Origin of the sequence: Epilithonimonas mollis (assembly GCF_900142325.1) — a bacterium.
GTDB classification, from domain to species: domain Bacteria; phylum Bacteroidota; class Bacteroidia; order Flavobacteriales; family Weeksellaceae; genus Epilithonimonas; species Epilithonimonas mollis.
Map to the genome: position 1 here is coordinate 1,496,549 of NZ_FRAM01000001.1, position 22,761 is coordinate 1,519,309.

The 22,761-nt window shown below is 38.3% G+C and carries 20 protein-coding genes; 7 read left to right on the forward strand and 13 right to left on the reverse strand.

The window, feature by feature from the left end:
• Positions 1–28: 28 nt before the first annotated feature.
• Positions 29–1,423 (reverse strand): DUF5689 domain-containing protein, encoded by a 1,395-nt coding sequence (locus tag BUA97_RS06750; RefSeq protein ID WP_072997034.1) that lies wholly within the window; start codon positions 1,421–1,423, stop codon positions 29–31.
• 29 nt (positions 1,424–1,452) lie between these two features.
• Positions 1,453–4,293, reverse strand: a complete 2,841-nt coding sequence (locus BUA97_RS06755; protein ID WP_072997035.1) for a carboxypeptidase-like regulatory domain-containing protein — start codon at positions 4,291–4,293, stop codon at positions 1,453–1,455.
• A 223-nt stretch (positions 4,294–4,516) separates the two neighbouring features.
• Here BUA97_RS06755 and BUA97_RS06760 point away from each other — a divergent pair, with 223 nt between their 5' ends.
• On the forward strand, positions 4,517–5,716 hold the full coding sequence (locus tag BUA97_RS06760) for an endonuclease/exonuclease/phosphatase family protein (RefSeq protein ID WP_072997036.1): 1,200 nt from the start codon (positions 4,517–4,519) through the stop codon (positions 5,714–5,716).
• Positions 5,717–6,013: 297 nt separating this feature from the next.
• On the forward strand, positions 6,014–6,439 hold the full coding sequence (locus tag BUA97_RS06765) for a DUF6146 family protein (protein WP_072997037.1): 426 nt from the start codon (positions 6,014–6,016) through the stop codon (positions 6,437–6,439).
• A 102-nt stretch (positions 6,440–6,541) separates the two neighbouring features.
• Here BUA97_RS06765 and prfA read toward each other — a convergent pair whose 3' ends face one another.
• Together prfA and BUA97_RS06775 are read right to left on the reverse strand one after the other, a co-directional pair.
• Positions 6,542–7,630, reverse strand: a complete 1,089-nt coding sequence (prfA, locus tag BUA97_RS06770; protein WP_072997038.1) for a peptide chain release factor 1 — start codon at positions 7,628–7,630, stop codon at positions 6,542–6,544.
• Positions 7,631–7,816: 186 nt separating this feature from the next.
• The gene (locus BUA97_RS06775) at positions 7,817–8,092 is read right to left on the reverse strand and encodes a hypothetical protein (RefSeq protein WP_072997039.1); all 276 of its coding nucleotides are present in this window, start codon (positions 8,090–8,092) and stop codon (positions 7,817–7,819) included.
• Between the two features lie 268 nt (positions 8,093–8,360).
• Between BUA97_RS06775 and fumC the strand changes: the two genes are divergently transcribed.
• Positions 8,361–9,755, forward strand: coding sequence for a class II fumarate hydratase (fumC, locus tag BUA97_RS06780; protein ID WP_072997231.1), 1,395 nt, complete (start codon positions 8,361–8,363; stop codon positions 9,753–9,755).
• A 77-nt stretch (positions 9,756–9,832) separates the two neighbouring features.
• On the opposite strand, the gene BUA97_RS06785 is transcribed toward fumC, so the two are convergent.
• Positions 9,833–10,543, reverse strand: coding sequence for an ABC transporter ATP-binding protein (locus BUA97_RS06785; protein WP_072997040.1), 711 nt, complete (start codon positions 10,541–10,543; stop codon positions 9,833–9,835).
• 148 nt (positions 10,544–10,691) lie between these two features.
• Positions 10,692–12,155 (reverse strand): DUF5687 family protein, encoded by a 1,464-nt coding sequence (locus BUA97_RS06790; protein WP_072997041.1) that lies wholly within the window; start codon positions 12,153–12,155, stop codon positions 10,692–10,694.
• Between the two features lie 184 nt (positions 12,156–12,339).
• On the opposite strand from BUA97_RS06790, the gene dnaB reads away from it, so the two are divergent.
• Positions 12,340–13,914, forward strand: coding sequence for a replicative DNA helicase (dnaB, locus tag BUA97_RS06795; protein WP_072997042.1), 1,575 nt, complete (start codon positions 12,340–12,342; stop codon positions 13,912–13,914).
• 9 nt (positions 13,915–13,923) lie between these two features.
• A complete protein-coding gene (rnhA, locus tag BUA97_RS06800; RefSeq protein ID WP_072997043.1) occupies positions 13,924–14,406 on the forward strand; it encodes a ribonuclease HI in 483 nt (160 codons plus the stop codon).
• On the opposite strand, the gene BUA97_RS06805 is transcribed toward rnhA, so the two are convergent.
• The 3 genes from BUA97_RS06805 to BUA97_RS06815 all read right to left on the reverse strand — a co-directional run bounded on the left by BUA97_RS06805 (position 14,403) and on the right by BUA97_RS06815 (position 17,729).
• Positions 14,403–15,935, reverse strand: coding sequence for a YifB family Mg chelatase-like AAA ATPase (locus tag BUA97_RS06805; protein ID WP_072997232.1), 1,533 nt, complete (start codon positions 15,933–15,935; stop codon positions 14,403–14,405). The genes rnhA and BUA97_RS06805 overlap by 4 nt on opposite strands.
• A gap of 84 nt (positions 15,936–16,019) precedes the next feature.
• Positions 16,020–17,102 carry a mannose-1-phosphate guanylyltransferase gene (locus BUA97_RS06810; protein ID WP_072997044.1) on the reverse strand — a complete coding sequence of 361 codons (1,083 nt, stop codon included), beginning with the start codon at positions 17,100–17,102 and terminating at the stop codon, positions 16,020–16,022.
• The gene (locus tag BUA97_RS06815) at positions 17,103–17,729 is read right to left on the reverse strand and encodes a SprT-like domain-containing protein (protein ID WP_317041418.1); all 627 of its coding nucleotides are present in this window, start codon (positions 17,727–17,729) and stop codon (positions 17,103–17,105) included. It lies immediately after the preceding gene.
• 95 nt (positions 17,730–17,824) lie between these two features.
• Here BUA97_RS06815 and BUA97_RS06820 point away from each other — a divergent pair, with 95 nt between their 5' ends.
• Positions 17,825–19,486 carry a tetratricopeptide repeat protein gene (locus BUA97_RS06820; RefSeq protein ID WP_139258251.1) on the forward strand — a complete coding sequence of 554 codons (1,662 nt, stop codon included), beginning with the start codon at positions 17,825–17,827 and terminating at the stop codon, positions 19,484–19,486.
• A gap of 37 nt (positions 19,487–19,523) precedes the next feature.
• Positions 19,524–20,189, forward strand: a complete 666-nt coding sequence (locus BUA97_RS06825; protein WP_072997046.1) for a response regulator — start codon at positions 19,524–19,526, stop codon at positions 20,187–20,189.
• Positions 20,190–20,328: 139 nt separating this feature from the next.
• On the opposite strand, the gene BUA97_RS06830 is transcribed toward BUA97_RS06825, so the two are convergent.
• From BUA97_RS06830 to BUA97_RS06845, 4 genes are all read right to left on the reverse strand, one after another.
• Positions 20,329–20,790, reverse strand: coding sequence for a GNAT family N-acetyltransferase (locus BUA97_RS06830; protein ID WP_072997047.1), 462 nt, complete (start codon positions 20,788–20,790; stop codon positions 20,329–20,331).
• Positions 20,783–21,406, reverse strand: coding sequence for a ribosome biogenesis GTP-binding protein YihA/YsxC (gene yihA, locus BUA97_RS06835; protein WP_072997048.1), 624 nt, complete (start codon positions 21,404–21,406; stop codon positions 20,783–20,785). Before yihA ends, BUA97_RS06830 begins: the two co-directional genes overlap by 8 nt.
• A gap of 91 nt (positions 21,407–21,497) precedes the next feature.
• The gene (locus BUA97_RS06840) at positions 21,498–22,259 is read right to left on the reverse strand and encodes an alpha/beta fold hydrolase (protein WP_072997049.1); all 762 of its coding nucleotides are present in this window, start codon (positions 22,257–22,259) and stop codon (positions 21,498–21,500) included.
• A gap of 79 nt (positions 22,260–22,338) precedes the next feature.
• Positions 22,339–22,731, reverse strand: coding sequence for a hypothetical protein (locus BUA97_RS06845; protein ID WP_072997050.1), 393 nt, complete (start codon positions 22,729–22,731; stop codon positions 22,339–22,341).
• Positions 22,732–22,761 lie beyond the last annotated feature (30 nt).

Consider the following 22,761-nt stretch of genomic DNA (forward strand, 5'->3'; position numbering starts at 1 on the left):
TTGATTATTTATTTATCTATTTATAAGATTAATTAACAACAATATCATCTAACTGGATAGTAGTTGTTACACCTGGGTTTGCTCCCTCGTATTTAAAAACTATGAATCCATTTCCTGTTAATGCAGCTGGGATATTGTATGTTCCTGCCGGTGCCAAAGTTCCGTAACCAGAAGTTGGTGTTTTAGGAACTGTGAAGTTTGAAGTAATATCTGTCAAAGTTGCAGTTGAAATATCAGAGCCCGCTGTATAATTTGTAGTTGTATAAACTTTCAAAGCATCTCCGTTATAGTATCCAACATTTACTCTGAATGCTAATGTATTGGCTGCTGTAAAATCTACAGGAACCATAAAGTAAGTTTGGTAACTTCCATTTCCTGCATTAGCAGACATTTGTATATACTTGTTATTACTAAAAGTTTTGATTTGCCAGTATCTGCTAGGAGAGCCAGCAAAAGAGTAATTAAAGTATTTCGGAAATCCAGCGAAATCCACGGCATAACTTTCAAAATTCTCTGTAAATGAGCCGGAGTAAGTAATATTTGATCCCCCTACAATTCCCGTAGCAAAACGATCTTTTGTAAAATTAATGTCACTTATACTTCTAATAACTGTCTGCCAAGGATTGGAACCTGTTCCATATTTACTAGCAACCAATGTAATATCGCCACTTTTATTTGGGATTAAATAAGAAGATTGCTTGAAGAAACCATCCGTTCTCAAAATTGCAGATCCGCCATTTTTGTCTATAAGGTTTCTATTTGTATCAATAAAAGCCCCAGAAGCATCTTTATTCATTAATGGTTTGCCTACTTCATCTCCGCTAAATTGTACATCTTTTATTTTTACAAGAGTATTGACATATTTATCGGCCTTAATATCATTTAGTGTTACTTCCGTAGGAACCAATGTTGCTATTTCTATTTTGTTTCCATCACAAACTCCTGCTAGATATCTTCCTAGGATAGTCTGCGGGATTCTACCGACAGCATAACTTGGGTCTGGTGCTCCAATTTTCTTTACTCCGGCATCTGTCCCAATTACCAATCCGTTCATTTTTACCCTGATATGGGCTCCAACTGGAAAATCTGCATAGTTTTGAGCCTTATTAATTTCGATTTGTAAACCAACTGTTGGATTAGATGGTTTATCCTGAATAGAAATTGTTTTATAAAAATTACCTTGTTCGTCCGATGATATGACGTATGCGTCAAAAATAATTGGTGCACCATCCGGAGCAATTTTAACCGCACCTGCAGCAGGAGCCATTGCAGCTACTTCTGCCATAGTTTTTGTAGCTGCATCGAATTTGTTTGTACAAGTAATTTCCGGTGCATCCCAATTGTCATCATGCACACAAGAAATCTGGGTTGCCAGAACTGCAGCAAGCCCTAAACTGATTTTGAAATATGATTTAATATTCATTTTTTGATTTTTTTCTTGATAAATTATTATTAAAATCTAACTTGAAGATTCACAAAATAGGATCTACCTTGTGTATACCAATATTTAGGCGCAAAACTCGGATAAGTGCTATTATACTCATTCTCGAAATTAATATCCCCATCAGCATTTCTCAGCTGTTCAAATCCTCCCGTAATATATTTTGTTTTATCAAAAATATTATTTACAGAAGCAGAAATCAAAAGATAATACTTACCGAATATCCAAGACTTTCCTACGTTTGCATTAAAGAAATGTGCGGAAGGCAATTTCTTCTGTTTCATATAATATGCTACCTTTTCATCATTTAAATTAACAAAAGGAGTATTACTGTAATTATTCTGAATAAACTGCTCACTTCTTAACAATGCGTTTGGATCCAGATTATTGTCATCCAAATAATTCCAGTTTGCACCTACCCACCAATACTTTGGAGAGCTATATCTAAGACCTGCCGAAAATGCTTTTTGAGGTGTCCCTCCTATTTTCATTCCTTTAATCAGACCTTTTCCTACACTGGTAAAAGGTGCTGCAACAACATCTGATGCAATGTAAACATTTGGATTATTCCTATAGGTATAGTCTCCCCAGTTGGCAACTCCCTGGAAGGATAAAGTAGGTAATATTTTAACATCTAAACCTAATTCGGCACCCATATTTCTTTTATCCACATTTGACATTGTTTGGGTAACAAAAGCTGTGGCTTCTTTCTCTTCAGAAACTCCCTCCTCATTATTTACTGCAAGTGAGATCCCGTCTACAAAATATCTCTGTACGTTGGTGTCATTCTGAGTATCTACCAAATAAGCCGTTGCTCTAAGCTTCATAAATGGTGTTGACATCACATAGCTTATATCATTGGCATTGATGACAGCATTTCTAAGTCCAGGTGCAGCATAATTGTTGGCACGAGGATTAATAAATATGTCATCCAAGAATGGCGCTTGAGAGAAATATGCTCCGTTGTAAACCAAGAAGTTTCTACCATCAACTCTATATACAACCTGACCTTTTAAACCAAAGTTCCAGTAGTTATAATCGTTACTTTTGCCAAAAGATGTATTTTGGTATAGATAGTGCTTAAAGAGACCATCTCTGTTGGATGTAGAGTAACCTGCCATTGCGCTTACAAAAACATCAAAATTGCCTGTCGAGAATTTTAACCCCGGATTGAATTTAACCTCTTGCCTTCTCAGAATATAATTGTAAGTGATTTTATCTCCAACAGTTTTTTCCAAGTCGGTATCATTCATATTATACAAGCCTGATGAACCTGGTCTGTTTGATTCCGCAAAAGGATCTCTATGTAATACAAAATTTGCCCCTAGCAAATCATTGATTTCTCTATAATATTCCGATCTATAGTTTTGATAAGAGACATTGAAGATAAACTTCGTTTTATCATTAAAGTTATAAGTATAGTGAGTAGCACCATTCCAAATTTTGTCATCGCTCACGTCATTAACCAAGAAATAACGAGCTTGTCCGTTTGGACTTTGATAATTGGTTTGATAAAGTCTGTTCCAATTAAGTTGTGTGATGGATTGGTCATTTGTTCTCCAGGCATTCGTAAGATAGTCTCTCTCTGCCCTAAGTGCTTCATAATCTACAGGAGTCGTTCCAGTCCCAATATTTGTCATGCTGTACAGAATACTGTTCTGTGCGTAGCTTGGAAGGTTTTTATAATACGTAGGTGAAGGATTCGGTACATTCTGCCAATCCAATCTAGATCCTTTGTCTTTACCAAACTGATAAGAAACAGATGTCCAAAGATTCGATTTTTTATTGATTTTCCAGAAATCCTGTAATTGGAAGATTGGCTGGAAGCCTTTTCTTACCCTTTCACTTCTCTTTTCTCCATTTTGCCATCCCCAATAGGAGTTATAATGAACCCCTCTGTAGTCGTAAACTTCCTGCGTACTAGGGCTGGATGTTGATCTTCTGTAAGGTGATGCAAAAGCATTGAAGGTCATCGTATGATTATCATTGAATTTCTTTTCAACACCCAAATAAGTTCCGTAAGCATCGTAGAAAGTGCCTTCCTGGATTCCTTCCTCTGCCCATCGTTTGGCGCCCATTACTGTGAAAGCCCATCCGCTTTTTGACATACCTGATGTATACCGAAGCGAAACCCTTTGACGGTAGTTTCTGTTAGTTATAGAATAAACCGCCTGGAAACCTTTTCTGTATTCGCTGGCCTTGGTGTTTTTATAGATTACACCAGTTGCACCACCAAAAGCATACTCAGAAGGGGCATGGTTAGAAGAAATTTCAGGATATCTTACAATTTCATTAAGACCACCCCAATTGGAGAAGTCTACGTTTCCGTTGTCAGATTTCACCATAGAAACACCGTTCATCATATTCTCGGAAGTTCTTCCGTCTATACCTCTAGGCCTGAACCAATAGAATCCAAGGTCAAAACTAGCTATCCTGTTAAAAACATCCTGAGAGGATTGCAGAAGACCAACTGTAGAAGTCTGGCCGCTGCCTTCGTCATCTGCATTATCAAGTATAGCAAGACCTTGATCTGCACCTGTCAATGTAGAATAAAGGGTGATAACCCCTAAATCTTTTCTCTTTTCTGTAGTAACATCAAATTCGAGAGTTTTAGGCTCAAAATTCGGTTTTGTCACCACTACTTGATAATGTCCGGACTTCAGATCCACGAATTGGAAATAACCAATTTTGTCTGCCGTAACATCATTACCTTCTCCTTTTAGACTAACTTGTGCTTTTTCTACCGGTTTCCCGTCAGCATCTTTCAGGTATGCAAAGACCGTAGTCTGTGCAAAGTAAAATGATGCCGGAAGCATTGTGAATAAGGAGATTAATGATAATTTTTTAATCATAAATCAATTAGGTTTTGTTTGCTCTTTTTTTCTATTATACAGTCCGTTATACACGGGAAGGCAAATGTAAATAATTTTTTGATAATTAAAACTTTTTAACATTTTATTTTTATTTTAACAAAATATCAATTTTTAGAAATATATTATCATTTTAGAAAAACTTCAAATTTTTATTTTGCAACTATCTAAAAAAAATTACTTTTGTAGCCTTACATTTTTTATTATGAAAAATTTATTTACTTTACTTGCTATCCTTAGCATCTCTTTATCATCAGCTCAGCAAAAAAGACAGGTACGTGCTGCGACTGTTGGTTTTCTGAATGTGGAAAACCTCTGGGACACCGTTCGTTCTGCGGATTATATAGACGGAACAAAAGACAGAAGCAACCCTGCTTTCCACAGAAGTGTACCTTTGGATTCTATAAAATATCTTGAAGTGACAGACAAAGATTACAAAGGTCCGTGGAATGACGAATCGCTGATTGGAAAAAAAGTGGTAAGAATACAAGGTGGTTCGGAAGAGTTCACCCCAAAAAGCGGGAAAAACTATACTTATAAAGTTTATAAGCAAAAACTGGAAAACGAAGCCAGGGTAATCTCAGAAATGGGAAGATCTTATACAGGAACAGCACCTGTGGTTGTCGGACTTATAGAAGTTGAAAACAGGCAGGTGGTTGAAGATTTGGTAAAAGAACCCGCTATCGCTAAATATGATTACGGCATTGTTCATTACAATTCTTATGATTACAGGGGAATTGATATTGCTTTTATCTATCAGAAAAGGAGATTTACTCCTTCCAAATCGTGGAAAAAAGAAATTAAAATTTTCGGGGACAGCGGAAACAGAGAATATACAAGGGATATCGTGGTGATGACAGGTTTTCTTGACAACGAGAAAGTAGCATTTTTCCTTAATCACTGGCCATCAAGAAGAGGCGGAGAAGCCATCTCGCTTCCGAAGCGTAATGCTGCTGCAACCGTCCTGAAGCAACAGATGGACAGTGTGAGAGCCCTGGATCCATCTACCAAACTTTTTGCAATGGGAGATTTCAATGATGACCCTGTGAGTTCCAGTTTGAAAAACTACCTTAAAGCAGTCGGTAATCCGAAAGATCTGAATGAAGATAATCATTATCTGAACCTGATGTATCCTCTGTATAAAAAAGGAGTAGCATCTCTGGCTTATCAGGATGCTCCGAACCTGTTTGACCAGATCATTGTATCCTCTAACCTTTATTCTCCAAACAATCAGCTGAGAAAAGACTATTCTGTTTTTAAGGCAGAGATATATGCTCCGGATTATCTGATCACCAAAGAAGGCAACTACAAAGGCTATCCGTTCCGATCCTGGAATGGCGACAAGTTTACCGGCGGGTATTCCGATCACTTCCCGGCGTTTGTGATTCTGCAAAAAGAACCTTAAATAAAATCAACCGTTTCAATTTTTTGGAACGGTTTTTATTTTTATTTGGGCAGCTATTTGATTACATTGAAAACTACTTAACATTTATTTTTTATGGCAGCTTTTCCGTCTTCCGCTATTATCTTTTTGCTCGACATAGCCTCTCGCAAAAAGGATAACCGCTCAAGCCGGGCTGCGTGAAATTCGACAAACAAATTTGACTGCACATATACATTCTTCTTTCATCAACTAAAAAAACAAATTAAGAGATGATTCAGTGGTTATAAAAAAAGTCATAATTTTAAACAAATCATTGCAATGAAAAATCTTTTCGCCATAATAATCATTTCCGTATTCATTTGGTCTTGCGCTTCTGGATTGGGAAAAACAGCAACCAATTCGAAACCCGGGATTTCTGCCCAGAAAAAAGCAGACTCAGCAGATGAGTGGGAAATTACTGTTTTCGATACCGATTATGAAACATTTCTCGCATCAAGAGCGCAACCCAAATCGATGTTCACGGAAACCGGCCTGAAAGCAAGAAACCAGATGCTTGTGACGGAATGGAACAGCAGGTTCTATTCTGGCGCAAATCCCGGTTTTTATGAGGTTGCTATCGATTATGACCCCAAAGAAAACTATGGCTTCGATTTCGAATACAGATTGTACCAGTTCTTCGCCTATTGTAACTGGAAATATGGCATTCGGTTCAACGGCTTGAGAGGCATTGATAAATTCAAATAAAAAAGCCCAATGAAATTTCACTGAGCTTTATTAATTATTTTTTAAGTTTAGAAACATCACGCTTCTAACTTCTTACTTTTTACTTCTAACTTATCACTTCTATCAAGCAATTCCTTCCTCTTCGCCTTTTAGCTTTTCTGCATTTTCTGCCATAATCACGGCATCCATCATTTCCTGGATATCACCGTTCATATAAGCATCAAGATTATAAATTGACTTATTGATCCTGTGATCTGTCACCCTTCCCTGAGGATAATTATAGGTTTTGATTTTTGCAGAGCGGTCACCTGTGGAAACCATCGTTTTTCTCTGGGCGGCAATATCACCAACGACTTCCTGAAGTTTGATATCATAGAGCTTTGCTCTCAGCATTTCCATAGCTAATTCCCTGTTAGCCAGCTGAGAACGCGCTTGCTGACAAACTACAACCAATCCGGAAGGCTTATGTGTCAGCTGAACTTTTGTTTCAACTTTATTAACGTTTTGCCCACCCGCACCTCCGGAACGGGAAGTCTGCATCTCGATATCTGCGGGATTGATTTCAACATCTACTTCTTCAGCTTCCGGTAAAACGGCAATCGTTATTGCAGAAGTGTGGACGCGGCCCTGGGATTCTGTCTCCGGAACACGTTGTACACGATGGACGCCGGATTCGAACTTCATAATGCCATAAACGCTTTCGCCTTCTACTTTCATGATCAGTTCCTTATAACCCTTGGATGCTTCGCTGGAATCGGTGATCTCGTGTTTCCAGCCTTTGGTTTTGAAGTACATCGAATACATCCTGTACATATCTTCCACAAAAATCGCTGCTTCATCGCCACCGGTTCCTGCACGCATTTCCAGAATGATGTTCTTATCATCGGCAGGATCTTTCGGGATCAGAAGATATTTCAGTTCCTCTTCCAAAGCCGGAAGCTTATCCTGAGCGTCATACTTTTCCTGCTTCGCCATTTCCACGAATTCTTTATCAGAGCCGTCTGCAATGATTTCATCTGATTCTGCAATGGTATCCAGTGCTCCTTTATATTCATCAAAAACTTTTACAATCTTTCCAAGATCGCTGTATTCTTTGTTGAGCGCAGAATATCTTTTCTGATCCGTGATCACATCCGGTTGAATGATAAGATCTGCGACCTCATTATATCGTTGTTTTATCGCTTCCAGTTTCGGAATTAATGACTTAGACATAGGTAAATTTTAGTTGGCAAAGATAATGATTTAAGAAACAAGAAGAAAGAGACAAGATTCGAGACTTAGGCTTCACGAAAAATTGTTTCGATCCTCAAATAAAAATCGTCCTCAAAAATTTGAAGACGATTCTTTATATATTGTTTCGCTTTGAGTGCAATCTCTCACGAAAAGAAAATTGCCAGATTAATGGTGATGACCGTGATTTGCCGGCTTTTCTCCTGCAGGTCTCTGATAGATTACTTCTACACCTTCCTGCTCATACAGTTTTTTGTATCTTACCTGTTCCGGGTCAAAATTCTTGTTGATTTTCCCGAAATATTCTGCCACACCCTCTGTTAACCAAAGTGGAACGATGAATCCGAAGAACATCAGAATACACCAGAATCCACACAACATCATTGTGAAGAAATAAACGGTCCAAAGAAATTGGTAAAACGGCCAGAATGCTGATAACATCATAATGCTACATATTTTGAGCAAAAATAGACGTTTTTATTTTATTTCACAAAATTTCCGGATTGATTTTTTTCATTTTGATAAACTTTTAGTTTTTAGTAATTTCGTAAGGTTGTAAAAATCAATGAAAAGATGGTTGAAAAGTTTATAAAAAAGCCTTTGTCAACTAGCCCCGATTGTAGTGGAAATCCTTTTTGCGAGAGGCTATGACGAGCAAAAAGATTGTAACGAAAAGCGGGAAACAGCTCCTAATAAATTTAAATCAAATATAATGAGTTTCAGAATCGAAAAAGACACGATGGGCGAAGTGCAGGTACCCGCTGATAAGTTTTGGGGTGCGCAGACAGAGCGTTCCAGGAATAATTTCAAAATCGGACCGGAAGGAAGTATGCCTCGCGAAATCATCGATGCATTTGCTTACCTGAAAAAAGCAGCAGCTTACACCAATGCCGAACTGGGCGTTCTTGATAATGAAAAAAGAGACCTGATCGGGAAAGTATGTGAAGAAATCCTTGAAGGAAAACTGTACGATCAGTTTCCGTTGGTTATCTGGCAAACCGGCTCCGGAACACAGTCCAACATGAATGTGAATGAAGTGGTTGCCAACAGATCGCACGTTTTGAAAGGCGGAAAGCTTGGAGAAAAAACATGGATCCATCCCAATGATGATGTGAACAAATCTCAGTCTTCCAATGACACTTATCCAACGGCAATGCACATCGCGGCTTACACGAAAGTGGTGAAAGAAACTTTGCCTGCTTTGGAAAAATTAAGAAATACGCTGGACGAAAAAGCGAAGAAATTCCAGAATATTGTAAAAATCGGGAGAACACACCTGATGGATGCCACGCCGTTGACTTTGGGCCAGGAATTTTCCGGTTATGTAGCGCAGTTGGATTATGCAAAAAAAGCCATCAACAATACGCTTGACCATCTGAAAGAGTTGGCTCTTGGCGGAACGGCGGTTGGAACAGGACTGAACACGCCGCAAGGCTATGATGTTCTGGTGGCAAAATACATTGCAGATTTCACAGGGTTGCCATTCGTAACAGCGCCCAATAAATTTGAAGCTTTGGCGGCGCATGACGGAATTGTAGAAACTCACGGCGCACTGAAGCAATTGGCCGTTTCACTTTATAAAATTGCTCAGGATATCAGATTATTGGCTTCCGGCCCACGTTCCGGAATCGGTGAAATCCACATCCCTGAAAATGAGCCAGGTTCTTCTATCATGCCAGGGAAAGTGAATCCAACTCAGAACGAAGCCATGACAATGGTTTGCGCACAAGTTCTTGGAAACGACACTACAATCTCTTTCGCAGGAACACAAGGAAATTACGAACTGAATGTTTTCAAACCGGTTATGGCGGCGAACTTCCTGCAGTCTGCACAGTTATTGGCGGATGCGATGATTTCTTTCAATGACCATTGTGCTGTTGGAATTGAGCCGAATAAACCGAGAATCAAAGAATTGGTTGACAAATCTCTGATGTTGGTAACTGCGCTTAACACCCACATCGGTTACGAAAATGCGGCAAAAATCGCTAAAACAGCTCACAAAAACGGTACAACTCTGAAAGAAGAAGCCATCAATCTTGGATTGTTAACATCCGAGCAATTTGATGAGTGGGTTAAACCTGAAGATATGGTGGGTAGCCTGAAGTAGATGCTAGTTCTTAAATTAGATTTTTGACTATTAAAAAAGCCTCATAATTCTGAGGCTTTTTACATTTTATTAATTGATTATTTAACAGAAACCTGGTCTGCAAAATATTGTTCCAAATCTTTTAATGTTTCTGGGGACGTTTGAATATCTCTTACCAATTCGCCTTTGTTGATGACTACGATTCTTTCGCAAACTTCTGTGGTGTGAGCCAAATCGTGACTGGAAATCAGGAATGTGGAATCTGAGTTTTGTGACCAATCTTTGATAAGGTTTTTCAGTTTGATTTGTGTTGAAGGGTCAAGGTTGGCAAAAGGTTCATCCAGAATAATAATCGCCGGCGTTCCGATTAATGCGCCGATGATTCCGACTTTTTTCATATTTCCTTTGGAAAGATCACGGATATATTTTTTCGCATTCAGGATTTCTCCGTTGAAGAAATCGGTAAAGTTTTTAAGAAATTCATCCACATTGGCTTTACTTTGTCCTCTTAGTTCTCCTAAAAAATAAAAATATTCTTCCGGAGTTAGATAGCCAATCAGAAAAGTTTCATCGATAAAAGCACCGACTTTGTTTTTCCAGTTCTCGGACTCATTGACTTTTTCTCCGTCGATGGAAACATAGCCTGTGCTTGGCTCTATCAGATCGAGAATCAGACTGAACAACGTGGTTTTTCCCGCACCGTTGTTCCCGACCAAACCAATGGTTTGCCCTTTTTGGAAATCCAGGTTTTCTATGGATAAGACTTTTTTGGTTTCATAAACTTTGGAAAGGTTATTTATTGTTATCATTTTATTGAGGTATTAGATGTTAGTATTTAGGTATTAGTTTTTTACGTTGAATTGCATGCAGCCCGGCTTGAGCGGAAATCCTTTTTGTTTTTTTGCTAAAAAATAAAAAGATTGGGAGCGGAAGACGGAAATAGCTGCCCAAATTATTTTAATTTCCTTTGAAGGCCTTTATGGTTGAGTATTTTTCTTTTTTATATAATTTGACAATGAAATCGAAGAATTTTTCTCTTAGGAAAAAGCCAATCAATCCTAAAACACCCAAACTCGCCACAGCTGCTGTTGTTCCGAAAAAATATTTGGAAACGCCGAAAACTGCCATTGGCAAAACCATCTGTGGCAAAAGAAGAAGAATGTTTTTGAAGCTGAAATTATTTTTCTTACCTAATGTTTTTCCTCTCGCATTCAGGTCAATCGGGTTTTTGTTAAATGCGCCCGATAACAAAACGACCTGAGAATTGACACCGACATTGTAAAGACCAGCCGCCAGAAACGTGAAATACAAATCCCAACTCACAAATGCATATCCGACTGCCAAAACCATACTCACAGCCACAGCACTCACAATCATCCACCATTTGGCTTTCAGATATTCTTTGTAAGGAACGTTCAGCGTCATCATCAGCGGGTAGTAGGAACTGTCAAAAGACGGGACACGCTGACCAAACAAAAACAAAAAACCTCCGGTCACAAAAAGCCCCATAAACAGTTGCATATAAGCTGTTTTATAAGTCGGAGAACTAAACAGGAGCAAACCATAAAACAGAAAGAAAAAGCTTCCTATTGCGATAGATTTTGCCGCTTTGCTTCGTTTGATCATCCGGATATCGTTGTTGATGAACGTTCCAAGAACACCATATTTATTAAGAAACTGAATGCTTTCTGTTTTCCCGACTTCCTGTTTCATTTCCAGGCCTTTGTCGAGATAGAAATTGCCCCTGATGTATCGTCTTGTGAAAACAAACCCGCCAGCCATAAATAAAACCGGAATAATGATAAGCCACCAATGTTGGTAGAATTGCATAAAAATGAGTTCGGAAAAATTCGATAACGAAATAATTTTGTAATAATCCAATCCCGCTGTCAAAACCAAAACCGCTCCGACAATCCAAACGACAATATCTTTTCCGTTCAATAAAATATTGAGAAAATTACTACAGAAAACGAGAATAATAATCGCAAAAATCCAGGAAAAACTTCCGGCTGTTGAATAACCATTATACAGCAAAATCCCTAAAAGCGGAATGTAAATGAAAAGTCCGCCCCAACTGAAAAAAGATGTAAAAGTCTTACTGATCATATAATTGACCAGCGTATTTTTACTGATGTTCATTGTCAGAAATGGCTTGATATTCTGAGTCGGCATCTGCTGAAAAAAGTATCGCAGGAACAGATCTGCCACCAACCAGTAAACTAAGAATTTGCTCATAAAAGGCAATGGATCGGCATGTAGTTCTTTTTTCGGAAAGTAAAAAGCGCCAAAAGCAATGAAGACAAATACCGCCAGCATATACAACATTCCCAAGAGCTGGAAAATCTTAACGACGATATTCGCCGCCAAAGAACTGGACCTGAAAAAACTTTTGAATTCTAACCTGATAAATCGTTGCAGCATAAAGATTTCTTTTTTTGTTAATTTAATGAAATTTAGAATTTGCCAATATTTCTATATATTAAGTTCGGTTTTCTATAAAAATGTTACAATAATATTTGTTTTATTAACATTCTGAGTGGATAAATGTGGATTGTTTGCGTATAACTAAAATGCTGAAAAGTCATAAAAATTCTATCTTTGTACAATGGCAGAAAAGGATACATTATCGTCTTTGATTCACGGTAATTTTGCAAAGGAACTTTCTATTTCGGATGGCAAAATGCCTCCCAATGCATTGGATTTTGAGAAAATTGTGATTGGAACTTTTTTGATAGACAGAAAAGGGCTCGATCATTCTATTGATCTGCTCACGCCGGATGTATTTTATGATCCGCGACATCAAACCATTTTCTCCGCCATACTGAAACTGTATGAGAGCAACTCGCCCATCGACCTGATGACAGTGATACAGGATCTTAAAAAGAATGAAAAACTTAATCTTGCAGGTGGTGACCATTACATTATCGATCTGACAATGGGTGTAAGTTCTTCCGCCCACATCGAATATCATGTGCGTGTGATCCTGGAAAAATTCATCCTTCGTTCCCTGATCAATGTTTCTGCAAATGTCATTGACAGTTCTTACAAAGAAACGACCGACGTTTTTGAATTATTGGATAAAGCAGAACAATCGTTTTTTGAAATCACCAACGGAACCATAAAAAAGGGCTTCGATACTGCCAACTCATTGGTGAAAGAAGCGATTGACAAGATCAAATCATTAAAGGACAAAGAGGGCTTATCCGGGATTCCGTCCGGATTCTCTGCATTAGACAAGGAGACCGGCGGCTGGCAAAACTCCGACCTCATCATCATTGCTGCAAGACCGGCGATGGGGAAAACAGCTTTCATCCTATCAATGGCAAGAAACATCTGCGTAGATCACAATATTCCGATGGCGCTGTTCTCTCTGGAGATGGCTTCTGTACAGCTGATCACAAGGATGATCTCATCAGAAACCGGTATTTCATCAGAGAAACTGAGAAAAGGCCAAATGGCTGATGAAGAATGGCAAAGGCTTTTTACCAACGTTTCTGCTTTGGAAAATGCACCACTTTATATTGATGAAACTCCATCTCTTTCCATCTTCGATTTCCGCGCGAAGTGCAGACGGCTTGTTATGCAGCACGGGGTGAAGATCATCATGGTTGATTATCTCCAGTTGATGACGGCTAATTCCGGGAAAGGTGCCGGCAACCGTGAGCAGGAGATTGCAATGATCTCGAGATCCTTAAAAGCTATAGCAAAAGAGCTGAATGTTCCTGTGATCGCATTGTCCCAGTTATCCAGAAGTGTGGAAACAAGACCAGGAAAAAGACCGATGCTGTCTGACCTACGGGAATCCGGAGCAATCGAGCAGGATGCCGATATCGTGTCTTTCATCTTCCGACCAGAATATTATAAGATTGCTGTTTGGGATAATGATGAAGAAGGCGCAGAAACCAGCACAGAAAACCAGGCGGAGATTATCATTGCCAAGCACAGAAATGGTGCTACAGCTGACGTAAGATTAGCATTCCATAAGAATATTGGTAAGTTTGCCGACCTTGGAACCAACTATGACTATACGCCTTCCAGCTTCGGGCAGAAAGATGAACCGTCGGGCTTTGACAAGATCAACTTCACCATCGATCCGGGCGCTGCGTTTGGGCTTCCTAATAACAATCAGGTTTCCGGCTCTGCCATGAATAATGACGACGACGATGATATGCCGTTTTAAATAATTGTTTTGAGTTTAAAAGTCGAAATCTTCACAGATGGTGCCTGCAGTGGAAATCCCGGACCGGGCGGTTATGGAATCCTGATGCGTGTTCCCGAAAAAAATTATCAGAAAACTTACTCCAAAGGTTTTCGAAAGACCACCAATAACCGGATGGAACTGATGGCCGTGATTGTAGCGCTCAGCAATTTAAAAACTTCTGATAACGATGTACATATCTATACCGACAGCAAATATGTTGCAGATGCTATCAACCAAAAATGGATCTACGGATGGATAAAACGTGGCTGGAAAAATGTTAAAAACCCCGATCTGTGGCAAGCGTTTTACAAATTATATCAACTTCACAATCCTAAATTCCACTGGATCAAAGGTCATGCAGGACATCCCGAAAACGAAATCTGTGACCAGCTGGCTGTTGCTGCTTCGAAATCTGACAACCTGGCTATTGATGCTTTTTTTGAGAATCAGAATGATGGCGGAATGTTCTAAGCATTCCAAAAATCCCGGTCAAGGCTTCTATATTGTATCGCTTCCGAGATATGGTCGCCCTGTATCTTCTCAGAGCTTTCCAGATCGGCGATTGTTCTGGCTACCTTTAGGATTCTGTCATAGGCTCTTGCAGATAGATTGAGCTTCAGCATGGCAGTTTTTATAAGTTGCTGGGAATCATCTTCCAGTTCACAATATTTTTCAATTTCTTTTGGCCCCATCTGGGCATTGTAATTGATTTCAAGGTCACTGTATCGTTCTGTCTGGATATTTCTGGCGGTCATTACTCTTCTTCTGATGCTTTCGCTGCTTTCTCCTTTTCGTTTTTCTGCCAGTTGCTCATACTCCACTTTGGATACTTCTATGTGGATATCGATTCTGTCCAGCAGTGGTCCTGATAATTTATTCATATAGCGCTGCATTTCCAATGCTGATGAAGTATTGTTAGGATCATCCGGGAAATAGCCGCTCGGACTTGGGTTCATACTTGCGACCAGCATAAAGCTTGCAGGATATTCTATAGTGAACTTTGCCCTTGAAATTGTTACTACACGATCTTCCAGCGGCTGTCTCATTACTTCCAGAACTGCTCTTTTGAACTCCGGCATCTCATCCAGAAACAAAACTCCATTATGCGCCAGGGAAATCTCTCCCGGTTGAGGATAACTTCCGCCACCAACCAAAGCAACATCCGAAATGGTATGATGTGGCGACCGGAAAGGACGAATCGTCATCAATGATGTTTCTGTTCCCATTTTTCCTGCCACGGAATGGATCTTCGTAGTTTCTAAAGCTTCTTTGAGACTGAGTGGCGGAAGAATACTCGGGAGACGTTTAGCAATCATTGTTTTGCCACTTCCGGGAGATCCTATAAGAATGATATTATGGCCGCCTGCTGCTGCGACTTCCATCGCCCGTTTTGCAGCTTCTTGTCCCTTAACCTCATCGAAGTCAAAAGGAAAATGATCTACCTTATCCTGAAATTCTTTTCTGGTGTCAATCTCAAACCTGGTTAATGGCAAATCTTCATTAAAAAAATCTATAACCTCTTTGATATTCTCCACACCATAGACATCCAGATTATTAACAATAGCCGCTTCTCTTGCATTTTGTCTGGGCAGGATAATACCTTTGAAACCCATCTCCCTTGCTTTTATGGCAATTGGAAGCACACCTTTTATAGGCTGTAATCCCCCGTCCAGAGACAATTCTCCCATGATGATGTACTCTGATAATTGTTCAGCTGTAATCAGATCCGATGCCGCCAGAATCCCCAAACCAATGCTCATGTCATAAGATGAACCTTCTTTTCTGAGATCAGCTGGCGCCATATTGATAGTTATCTTCTTACCCGGAATTTTAAAACCTGAGTTCTTGAGCGCTGCCGAAATTCTGTAGCTGCTTTCTTTGATGGCATTATCCGGCAATCCCACTAGATGATAGCCGACGCCTTGATCTACATTGACTTCTATAGTGATGATCTGTGCAGAAACACCATGGATAGCTGCACCATAAACTTTAACCAGCATTTGTGTTTTATTTGGACTTAAAATTAAAAAAACTCTTTGAAAAATAATCAAAGAGTTCATAATATTTTATTCGCAGGGCAGATATTACATAAATCTTTCCCCTTTTTTAAGATTTTTAAGATCCAAAACATAATCTTTTATGAGCTGGTCATTTTCTCTTGGACAGATCAGGAGTGCTTTTTCCGTATCTACAATAATATAATTTTTTAATCCGTCGATAACTGCCACTTTGTTTTGATTCTTTATCCTTATAACATTCCCTTTAGAATTGTAAGTCAGTACATTTTTGGAATTAACAGCGTTATTATCATCATTTTTGTCGGCATTCGTGTAAACGGATGTCCAGGTGCCAAGATCACTCCAGCCAAGGTTTGCAGGAATTACATAGACATTATTTGCTTTTTCCAGGATTCCGTTATCAATGGATATTTTGCTTACTGTCGGATAGATGACATCCATACTTTCTTTTTCGGATTCACTATTATACTCGCATGTATTGAACTGGTTTGTCATCTCCGGCAAGTATCTTTTGAATGCTTTCAGAATACTTTTTACACTCCAAATAAAAATCCCGGCGTTCCAAAGGAAATCTCCGGATTCTATAAAGCTTTTTGCAATTTCCAGATCCGGTTTTTCAGTAAAGGTTTTTACCTTGGAATAGTTTTCGTTCTTTTCCTGGATGAACTGTATGTATCCATAACCGGTGTCGGGTCTTGTCGGTGTTATGCCAAGTGTAATCAGGTAATCATTTTTTGAAACAATATCAAGAGCAAGTCCGATTTTCTCAAGAAATATTTTTTCTTTCATGATCAGGTGATCCGCAGGCATTACAATGATATTGGCATTAGGATTTGTATTTTCTATTTTCTTTGCCATATAAAGGTTGCAGGCCGATGTATTTTTCATAGCCGGCTCACCCACAATATTATTGGCAGGGATTTCCGGCAATTGTTGTTGCGATAGCTCTACATACTCCTGATTTGTGATGACATATATATTCTCAGCAGGGATCAGCTGGCTGATCCTGTCAAAAGTCTGCTGGATCATCGTTCTCCCCGTCCCCAGTATATCGTGAAATTGCTTTGGAAATTTTTGTGTACTCATCGGCCAAAATCGGCTTCCGATACCACCCGCCATTATTACGCAATAATTATTATTTTTCTCCATCTATAATCTTTCCACTTTCGCCAAAGGGCGAAACATATATTTTTTTGAGTTATTCAAATTAATGCAAAGATATAACTTTTTCTTTTTTTCGAGGATCTCGTAGTTATCGCCTCTGTAGATAAATTTATCATTCGTTAATAAATCCTCAATAAAAACAAAATTCTCGTCGGAATCTTTTATATGGAAATATCTAACAAGTTCAGGACTTGCCATGAAATTGGCTTTTGGATTTTTTAAAAATCTCAAAATAATCGGTCTTAAATCATTGGTATAAATATCAATGCTCTCCAGCAACATCTCGCGGAAAGTGTCTTTCCATTCTTTTCCATGTGCGCTGATCCTGTTGCTGAACTTTTCGAATGCAAGCATATGTGCCAGCTCATGCGTCAGAACAAAAAAGAACAGTTGCCTGTCCAGAGTAGAGTTTACTGTGATCTGATGAGACTTATCCTGCAATTTTCTGTAATCTCCCAATTTGCTGTTTCTGCCTTTCGTTATCCTGATATGAATCGTATAATCCCCAAACCACTTTTTGAGAAAAGGGAGCGTGTTTTCCGGAAGATATTGTTCTAAAACATTAATAGACATCTGCAAATCTGAATGATCAACAAAAATAATGTTATTCATTATTTAAAACCTAATTTCCATAGATTTTAGTCTTTTTTTTTTAAATTTCGGATAAATTGTAAAATTTGCAAAAATCCATTTTTTATTTTTTGTTGATGATTATGTTTTCGTGTTCAGAAAAGGAATCCGAAAAAAAAAATCTGCCTGTAAAAGAACAGACCAATCCTTTTTATGAAAAAGCATTTGTATTGCTGGATCAGGATAAACAACACAGTGCGTTCGTGTACTTTGATAAAGCAAGAGAGCTCTTCTTAAAAAGAAATGACAGTTTTGGTGCCGGAAAAAGTCTTGTCAATATGGCAATCATTCAGGAATGTCTGGGCGATAATTTCGGAAGCATTGAAACCAGTCTCGCTGCATCAGAATTTTTTGAAGAAAAAAATCCTGCCCACTTTTCATTTCTTTTTAGTAATTATAACAATCTTGGCGTAGCTTCCAATAATCTGAAAAATTATAATGATGCCAGTAATTTTTACAGAAAAGCACTGTCATTTACTAATGATTCTATTGATAAAATGATGATTGACAACAATATTGCAGTCATATTTCATAATCAAAAAAAATATAGTGAAGCCGTAGAAATCTATAAAAAACTAGTTGACAGTATTGGTAAAGAAAACAAATTTTACCCTAAAATGTTACTGAATTACAACAGATCCAAATGGTTTCAGAATCCAGAATATAATCCGGTCAGCAACTATCATCATGTTATAAAAATGAGCCAGAGTAATGGAGATAACTGGACAACAGATGCTGCTTATTCCTACCTTTCTGTTTATTATCTGGATAAAAACACAGATTCTTCCGAATATTATGCCAGAAAGATGTTGAGACTTGCAAAGCGACTGAAATATCCGTCTGATCAATTGGAAGCTCTGCAAAATCTAATCAAATTGACCAATGGTAAAGAGAGCCTGCAATACTTTGATGAATATTCAAAGATTCAGGATAGCGTCATCAGCAGCCAAAATGAGGCGAAAAATCAATTTGCGCTGATCCGTTTTGAAAGTGAAAAAGCAAAGACAGAAAACCTCCGTTTACAGAAAGAACATGCCATGCAGCAGTATCAGGTAAATCAACAAAAACTAATGATCTGGCTTATGATCGTTGTCTTTTTAATGATCACAGTTGTTACTGCTTTCTGGATTAAAAGAAGAAGGGAAAGAATGATTTTGCAAGCTAATAACAATTTACAAGAACAGCATCTCAATTTTTCCAAAAAAGTCCACGATGTGGTTGCGAATGGATTATACGAAGTAATCTCCACCATTGAAAACCAGAATGAGATTCCTAAGGAAAAGATCCTGGACAAACTGGAGCTGATGTACGAAAAATCCCGTGATCTATCTTATAGTAATGAATCTGAAACGAATTTTAATAAAAGAATCTCCGGACTGGTTCATTCTTTTGATAATGATGAAACACCTATTATTATCATTGGGAATGAACCAGGCTTTTGGGAAAATATTGCTAATGATAAAAAAGAGGATCTCTTCCAGATCATCCGTGAACTCCTGGTGAATATGAGAAAACATAGTGCCGCAACACAGGTAATTCTAAGGTTTGTACAGGATCATCAGTTTTACGAAATATTCTATTCTGATAACGGAATCGGATTACCGGAAAACATCATAGAAAAAAATGGCTTTACCAACATAAAATCCAGGCTGAAAGAGATGTATGCCACGATGGACATCCAAAACCGGGAGATTGGAATGAAAATCTCTATCAGATGGCAGGAAAATTCTGATGCCTAGATTCTTTTATCGTAATTTTGTATAAATATAATGTGATATGTTCGGTAAAGTGATGATTGCGGAAGACCACGAAAGCAGTAATTTTTCCGTACAGAAGGTTTTGCAGGATCTTAATATTTCCTCTGTCGAATATTTTTATTACTGTGATGATGCCTTTTCCAATTTCAAAAAATCTCTTAATAATGAAAAACCGTTCGATCTGCTGATTACGGATCTCAACTTTGAGGAAGATCACAGAAAGCAAATGATAAAAGACGGTAAAGAACTGATAAAAAGCTGCCGCAGTATTGATCCCGGGCTAAAAGTTATTGTCTTTTCCGCAGAGCACAAAATCGGAATTATTGATATGCTGTTCCAACAGCTGAAAATCAATGCCTTCGTGAGAAAAGCCAGGTCAGACAGCAAGGAACTGAAGAAAGCCGTAGAGCACGTCTATAATGGTGACAAGTATATCTCACACGACCTCAAACTGCCTGTAAAAGCAATGAACACACTGGAATTCAGCAATTTTGATATCATTCTATTGAAATTACTGTCGGAAGGTATTCTACAAAAAAACATTCCGCCGGTTTTGCAAACAAAGAATATAAGCCCCAACAGCCTTAGCAGTATTGAAAAGAAAATCAATGGGATGAAGATACTTCTGAAGGTAACAAACAACGAACAGTTGATTGCCAAATGCAAAGACCTCGGAATAATCTGAATTTTTTTTAATTATTTAACCATTTTACGGTTTCCCGTAAGGAAATGTGGTTTTATGTATCTAATTTTGCATCAGACTAATAACCGTAAAAACACAATTGAAATAAACATTTATATTTCTGAAAAGAGCTTTAAGTTATTTAGAGCTCTTTTATTTTTCTATGCATTTCTGTATGCGGTATGTTATCTTCCAGATATTTTTTTCCGGTGTCCTGGAATCCGAATCCGGCGTAAAAACGCAGCAGATAATCCTGTGCAGAAATCCTTACTTCCGAAGTCATTAACCGGTTTTCTATAACCTCCAGCGCATAGTTTATCAATTGTTTCCCCAGACCGGTTCCTCGTCCTTTTTCCGTGGTCACAACTCTTCCGATGGACGTTTCCTGATACTTTATTCCTTTGTCGAAAATTCTGCAATAAGCCAGAACTTCGCCGTCAATTTCTGCCCAGAGATGGATGGCTTTCTGATCATAATCATCCAGATCCGGATAAGGACAATCCTGCTCTACAACAAAAACATTGATCCGCGCTTTGATAACGCTGTACAACTCCTGTGTAGAGATCTCATCAAATGTTTTGATTTTCCAGACCAGATTATCCATTAAAATCTACTTTATTATTCACGAGAAATTCATTTGTTTTTCCAATAAATCTCAGAATCTCATCCGTTCCTTCTTTCTTCTCGGCAGATGTCACGTAGATTTCTGGCAGATCTGCCCATGCTTTCATGAGTTCGGCTTTATACTTTTCTACATTCTCTTTGGCTGCATTAGGTTTCATTTTATCCAATTTTGTGAAAACGATAGAAAACGGAATACCACTCTCACCACACCATTCTATGAATTCCAGATCGATTTTCTGGGGATTATGCCGGATATCGATGAGAACAAAAAGATTGACGAGATTTTTTCTGTTGAGGATATAGTTGGTGATCAATTTTTCAAAATCTTTTCTAAGGCTTTTGGATACTTTTGCGTAACCGTAACCCGGCAAATCAGTAAGATACCAGTTTTCATTGACCAAAAAATGATTGATAAGCTGTGTTTTTCCTGGAGTTCCGGAAGTTTTTGCAAGGTCCTTTCTTCCCATCATCGCATTGATTAGAGAAGATTTGCCCACATTGGAGCGCCCGATAAAAGCATATTCCGGCATTACTGGCTCCGGACATTCCTGCCATTTCTGGCTGCTTTTTACGAATTCTGCGGTTTTGATCTGCATATTTTTATAATTTAAAAACCATTAAGAATCAAATTTATATTGCTAAAAATCAATTTCTTAATGGTTCCGATTTGTTTTTTCCTGATGGGGATTACATCACTTTTTTCAGCCAGGTGTAAAGAACTTCGTTAAACTCATCCGGTTTTTCCATCATCGCCGCGTGTCCGCATTCATCCAGCCAGTGCAATTCTGAATTCGGGATAAATTTGTGCATGTCTTCCGCAACTTCCGGAGGTGTTACATTATCCTGTTTTCCCCAGATGATGCAAGTTGGGCAAGTGATTTTCGGAAGATCATTCAGCATATTGTGCTTGATGGCACTTCTTGCGAGCATCACAGTTTTAATGCCTTTCATCCTGTCATTTACAACTGCAAATACTTCATCTACCAACTCATCTGTTGCCACAATCGGGTCATAAAAAACATCCTGCGTTTTTTTCTTGATATATTCTTTGTCACTTTTTCTTGGGAAACTATCTCCAAAGGTTCTTTCATACAACCCGGAGCTACCTGTCAGAACGAGATTTCTTACCAGTTCGGGACGGGATGTTGTCAGAATCAAACCGATGTGTCCGCCCATGGAGTTCCCGACAATTGTTACCGGTTTTCCTATAACGTCTGTGATGAATTTGGCAACGAATTTTGAGATCGATGTCAGATTGGTATTAAGAATCGGCAAATCATAAATTGGCAATTGCGGCACAAAGACCTGATATCCTTTGTCCGAAAAAAAATCTATCATTTTATCGAAGTTACTCAATCCGCCCATCAGTCCGTGTAAAAGAACCATTGGATGGCCTTCTCCCGCTTCCAGATAAGTGTACTTCCTGTCTTTCTTAGTTTTAAAAATCATATTGCTCTATCGATAGCCCGCCAAAATTACGAATAAAAGATTAATTTTTGTGCCAAGCTTGCTAATACATTGTTTTAATTTAATTCAATACCGTTTTAAGCTCATTGATCCGGTTGATCACCGGAAGCGAAAAAATGCCACTCGTTTGCAGATAAAGTTCATAAAAAATTTTTGCTTTGTTACCATAATCTGTTTTACTTTCTGTTCGGTAATGAAACATAAACAGATTTCCCAGCATTTCATAATAATCTGTATGATCTTTGGTTTCTCTTTGCTTTACAATTTCGATAATTTCTTCTTTTGATTTCGAAGCTAGTTCTTCGAAATTAATTTTAAAAATATCCTTCATCAGAGAATCGAAATCCAGTTCTTTCTGCATCAGGCTTTCTTCCGGTTTTCCCAGCAATAGTTTTTCTAAAGCCTGAGTTAATTGCCTAATCAATCTTAATGTAAAGTCTTTATCTTGGATCATTAATGATTTTGAGTTTTAAATTTATTTTTA

Coding starts and splice junctions, on each gene's coding strand:
- BUA97_RS06830 (WP_072997047.1), bottom strand. CDS start 20,790: ATGGATAATCTGGTCTGGAAAATCAAAACATTTGATGAGATCTCTACA.
- yihA (WP_072997048.1), bottom strand. CDS start 21,406: ATGCAGATCAAAACCGCAGAATTCGTAAAAAGCAGCCAGAAATGGCAG.
- dnaB (WP_072997042.1), top strand. CDS start 12,340: ATGGCAGAAAAGGATACATTATCGTCTTTGATTCACGGTAATTTTGCA.
- BUA97_RS06765 (WP_072997037.1), top strand. CDS start 6,014: ATGAAAAATCTTTTCGCCATAATAATCATTTCCGTATTCATTTGGTCT.
- BUA97_RS06785 (WP_072997040.1), bottom strand. CDS start 10,543: ATGATAACAATAAATAACCTTTCCAAAGTTTATGAAACCAAAAAAGTC.
- BUA97_RS06820 (WP_139258251.1), top strand. CDS start 17,825: ATGATTATGTTTTCGTGTTCAGAAAAGGAATCCGAAAAAAAAAATCTG.
- BUA97_RS06760 (WP_072997036.1), top strand. CDS start 4,517: ATGAAAAATTTATTTACTTTACTTGCTATCCTTAGCATCTCTTTATCA.
- BUA97_RS06845 (WP_072997050.1), bottom strand. CDS start 22,731: ATGATCCAAGATAAAGACTTTACATTAAGATTGATTAGGCAATTAACT.
- BUA97_RS06815 (WP_317041418.1), bottom strand. CDS start 17,729: ATGAATAACATTATTTTTGTTGATCATTCAGATTTGCAGATGTCTATT.
- BUA97_RS06790 (WP_072997041.1), bottom strand. CDS start 12,155: ATGCTGCAACGATTTATCAGGTTAGAATTCAAAAGTTTTTTCAGGTCC.
- prfA (WP_072997038.1), bottom strand. CDS start 7,630: ATGTCTAAGTCATTAATTCCGAAACTGGAAGCGATAAAACAACGATAT.
- fumC (WP_072997231.1), top strand. CDS start 8,361: ATGAGTTTCAGAATCGAAAAAGACACGATGGGCGAAGTGCAGGTACCC.
- BUA97_RS06775 (WP_072997039.1), bottom strand. CDS start 8,092: ATGATGTTATCAGCATTCTGGCCGTTTTACCAATTTCTTTGGACCGTT.
- BUA97_RS06750 (WP_072997034.1), bottom strand. CDS start 1,423: ATGAATATTAAATCATATTTCAAAATCAGTTTAGGGCTTGCTGCAGTT.
- BUA97_RS06840 (WP_072997049.1), bottom strand. CDS start 22,259: ATGATTTTTAAAACTAAGAAAGACAGGAAGTACACTTATCTGGAAGCG.
- BUA97_RS06755 (WP_072997035.1), bottom strand. CDS start 4,293: ATGATTAAAAAATTATCATTAATCTCCTTATTCACAATGCTTCCGGCA.
- BUA97_RS06805 (WP_072997232.1), bottom strand. CDS start 15,935: ATGCTGGTTAAAGTTTATGGTGCAGCTATCCATGGTGTTTCTGCACAG.
- BUA97_RS06825 (WP_072997046.1), top strand. CDS start 19,524: ATGTTCGGTAAAGTGATGATTGCGGAAGACCACGAAAGCAGTAATTTT.
- BUA97_RS06810 (WP_072997044.1), bottom strand. CDS start 17,102: ATGGAGAAAAATAATAATTATTGCGTAATAATGGCGGGTGGTATCGGA.